At 63.0% G+C, this 3,944-nt stretch carries 3 protein-coding genes; 1 reads left to right on the top strand and 2 read right to left on the bottom strand.

Annotated features, from left to right (window positions below):
• Window positions 1-245 precede the first annotated feature (245 nt).
• A complete protein-coding gene (locus EN750_RS22395; RefSeq protein ID WP_127397671.1) occupies window positions 246-1,121 on the top strand; it encodes an AraC family transcriptional regulator in 876 nt (291 codons plus the stop codon).
• Between the two features lie 27 nt (window positions 1,122-1,148).
• On the opposite strand, the gene EN750_RS22390 is transcribed toward EN750_RS22395, so the two are convergent.
• Window positions 1,149-3,176: an aldo/keto reductase gene (locus EN750_RS22390; protein WP_127397670.1), complete on the bottom strand. Its 2,028-nt coding sequence runs from the start codon at window positions 3,174-3,176 to the stop codon at window positions 1,149-1,151.
• A 35-nt stretch (window positions 3,177-3,211) separates the two neighbouring features.
• Window positions 3,212-3,944: ATP-binding cassette domain-containing protein (locus tag EN750_RS22385; RefSeq protein ID WP_127397669.1), on the bottom strand; the 733-nt coding region annotated here is incomplete at its 5' end.

Genomic DNA, 3,944 nt, shown 5'->3' with positions numbered 1-3,944 from the left:
GCCGCACCTCATTCCATTTCGAATTGCAGGCAAGGAATGACAATGGGAAGCTGTTGCCACATGCCGTGGCATGTGTGCAGGACAAGCCGGAAACCGGCTCGCCAACCTCCCTGTCCGCTCCTCGACTGCGGATCTCTCTCGCTTTTCGACGGCGATTATGCGCTTATTCGCGAGCGCGACCAGAGAAGGATTATGCTTTCAAGGGTAATTTTGTGCTGCAGGATTTGATAAACAACGGACAGTCCATGCGCACGATCTCGCTGCCGCGCGGCCGCCAGCGCCTGCACGCCATGCCGACGAGCACGGGCTATGAAGTGCGCGAGGACGAGATCTACGACTGGGATGGGCGCAGGCGCGGCCAGACGCCGTTCACCGTGCTCCAGCACACGATCAGCGGAACCGGCCGGCTGCGCTACGAGAACCGCAATTACCGCCTGCAGAAGAACGACACATTGCTGGTGCTGGTGCCGCACAACCACCGCTACTGGCTGGCCGGGGATGAGCGCTGGGAATATTTCTGGATTTCGATGAACGGCGAGGAGGCGCTGCGCATCCACAAGTCGATCCTCAGCGTCTCGGGTCCGGTATTTCGGCTGCAGCAGGCGACGATCGATCATCTTGCCGATTGCAGCTTGCGCCTGATCAAAGGCGCCGCTTCGCCGGGTGCTGCTTCGGCGGTCGCCTATGAGGCTGCGATGGCGCTCTATGACGATGTCTTCGGCTCCCATGCCTTTGCCGAAAAACAGAGCGCCATGCAGCCGGTCATCGATCACATCAATGCCAATCTCGACAGGCCGCTGCCGGTGGCGGACCTGGTCCAGATCAGCGGCCTCAGCCGGGCCCATTTCTCACGCTGTTTCGCCGAGAGCGAAGGCTTGCCGCCGGCCGAGTTCGTGCTGCAGCAGCGTCTGCAACGCGCGGCGAAGCTGCTGACCAAGGCGGATTTTCTGCCGGTGAAGGAGGTCGCCATCCTGTGCGGCTTCGAGGACGCGAACTATTTTTCAAAAGTCTTCCGCCGCTGCTACGGCATCACGCCGAGCCAATTCCGCACCACTGGCATGTATGCCAATTTGCGGACACCGGCCAGGCGTGGCGTCAGGGCGCCTGATGACGAGACCTGACGCCGCGACGGTTAAAAAGGCAGCCAGCTAGGCAGCGCGCCGACTGCCGCCATCCAGCCATTCGAGATCGGCTTGCGACAGCGTGATGTCGAGAGCGCGCAGGCTGTCGTCCAACTCGTCCAGCGTGCGTGGCCCGATCAGCGGGATGGATGGGAATGGCTGAGCGAGCACATAGGCCAGCGCAATATGAATCGGGCTCTTGCCCAGTCTCGCGGCAAGTTCGACCGCCCGGTCGCGGCGGCCGAAATTCCGCTCGGAGTACCAGACCCGCACCAGTTCCTCATTGTCTTGCTTGTCCCGACCTGCGCGATCGGTGAAGAAGCCGCGCCCCTGACTCGACCAGGCGAAATTCGGCATCTGCCTGGATGTCAGCCAGGCCTTCCATGGATCCGTGGAGGACGTGACGCAGCCTGCCCAGATCGGCTCCAGCATTTCAGCCAGCGAGAAATTGTTGGACAGCGCGCCAGGCTTTTGCTTGCCGGTACGTTCGGCATAGGCGATCGCCTCATCCATGCGTTCCATTGTCCAGTTCGAGCCGCCGAACGGGCCGCGGATGCGGCCGGCCTTGACCTCACGATCCATCGCATCGACGAATTCGCCGACCGGCACATCGGGATTGTCGCGGTGCATGAAGTAGACATCGACGTGATCGGTCTGCAGGCGTTCGAGCGACTGGTCGAGCTGCTTGCCGATCACATCGGGATAGCACAGCGGCGAGTGCGCGCCCTTGGCGATGACCACCGATTGCGCGCGCACGTCACGGTTTTTCAACCACTCGCCAAGCAGCTTCTCGGTATAGCCGCCGCCATAGACATAGCCGGTATCGAAGAGATTGCCGCCGGCCTCGAAATAGGCATCGAGCAGGATCGAGCCTGAGGAAAAGGTACGGAAATCCTCGAAGCCGAGCGCCACCACCGATGCCGGCTTCGACAGGCCGGGAATGGTGCGCTTGGCGATCGCCGTGCCGCCGGACCGCAAAGGCCGGCCGGAGATGGTGTTGGTGCGCTGCGCGGCTTTCTCGATCGCGTATTCCAGGCCGGCTGCCGCCCGCCATTTATCCAGCACGCGCAAGGTGCCGAGGCTTTCCGCCCATGCCATGCCCGGCCAGGCGAATTCTTGGCCGCCGGCTCGGATCGCCTCACCGGCTGCGTCGACCTCGAAGGAATAGACATGGCGCTTCTCGTCGACGCTGATGGTCTGGCGCGCGCCGGTGAATGCGATGATGTCGATCCGGCCGAGGCCGACGTCGCGGTTGCCGCCGGCGAACCAGAAGTCCGGCACTTCGATACGGCCCTTTGTGCCCAGGACGCGCAGCACATTGTCCTGGTTGAGCGAAATGCTGCAGGAGACTTCGGCGACAATGCCGCCTGGGAAATGCAGCAGCGCGGACGCCCATTCGTCGACGCCGGACTGGCCCAGATGGGCGGTGCCGACCACCTTGTCCGGCTCAGCGAAAGGTTGTCCTAGCGCCGCGCCGGCAATCAGCCGAACCATCGAGACGGGATAGCCGCCAACGTCGAGAATGCCGCCGCCGGCGAGATCGTTGGCATAGAGCCGGTGCTGCGGCATGAAGCCCGGCATGGCGAAGCCGAAGCTCGATTTGATCATCCTGATGTCGCCGATGACACCGGACCTGATCAGTTCGACCAGCTTCTTGGTCTGCGGGTGCAGCCGGTACATGAAGGCTTCGCCGAGGAATGTGCCGGCCTTGCGTGCGGCGTGCATCATGGCGTCGGCTTCGAAGGCGGTCAGCGCAAGCGGCTTTTCGCACAGCACATGCTTTCCGGCCTCGGCCGCCTTGATCGCCCATTGCGCATGACCGGGATGCGGTATCGAAATGTAGATGGCATCGATGTCGGGATCGGCGAGCAGCGCGTCGTAGCCGTCGAGAATGCGGGCGCCAGGAAAACTCTCGGCGAGGCCGGGCTTGGCGGGATTTCGCGCGCCGATGGCGACCAGCTTTCCGGTGCGCGAAGCGGCCACGCCACCGGCAAAGGACTGGGCGATGCTGCCCGGGCCGAGGATGCCCCAGCGAATGGGCGTGGTTGCAGTCATTGTCATTCTCCTTGAAGGCTGGAAAGGGCCGGCGGTCAGCGCAGCCGCAGTCCTTTTTCGTCGAACAGGTAGGATTTGCGGATGGAAACGGTGATCTCTGATGTGTCGGGAACCTTCGTCGCGTCGCGCTGGATCACCACGTCGTCACCGTTGGCCGTTCTGGCGTAGAGGAAACTTGTGCCGCCCAGGTGCTCGACCACGTCGATGGCAACCACGAGGTCGGCGTCGCCCTCTCCGGCATTGCCGAAATGTTCGGGCCGAACGCCGACAATGACCTTGCTGCCGATTTTTGGGCTGCCCATTTCAGGTGCAGCGCCGGTCAGCGGTTGCGTGATGCAGGTCTTCTCCTGACCCGCCAGCTCGACCACGACACCACGCGCATCGTGCCCGACGACCCGGCCTTTGATGAAGTTCATCTTCGGCGAGCCGACAAAGCCCGCGACGAACTGATTGTCGGGGTTGTCGTAGAGATCGAGCGGCCGGCCGATCTGCTCGATATGGCCGGCGCGCATCACGACGATCCTGTCGGCGAGCGTCATCGCCTCGGTCTGGTCGTGCGTGACATAGATCATTGTCGTGCCGAGCTCCTTGTGCAGCCGGGAGATCTCGACGCGCATCTGGACGCGCAATTCGGCGTCGAGGTTGGAGAGCGGCTCGTCGAACAGGAACACCTGCGGTTCGCGCACGATGGCGCGGCCGATGGCGACGCGCTGGCGCTGTCCGCCGGAGAGTTTTTTCGGGCGCCTGTCCATCAATTCGCTGATGCGC

Source organism: Mesorhizobium sp. M7A.F.Ca.ET.027.03.2.1 (assembly GCF_003999175.1).
In the GTDB taxonomy this organism is placed as follows: Bacteria; Pseudomonadota; Alphaproteobacteria; order Rhizobiales; family Rhizobiaceae; genus Mesorhizobium.
This window is presented reverse-complemented; position numbering and strand designations above follow the sequence as displayed.

Bases quoted from the DNA above. Each gene is read 5' to 3' on its own strand.
- EN750_RS22390 (WP_127397670.1), bottom strand. From the start codon at position 3,176: ATGACTGCAACCACGCCCATTCGCTGGGGCATCCTCGGCCCGGGCAGC.
- EN750_RS22395 (WP_127397671.1), top strand. From the start codon at position 246: ATGCGCACGATCTCGCTGCCGCGCGGCCGCCAGCGCCTGCACGCCATG.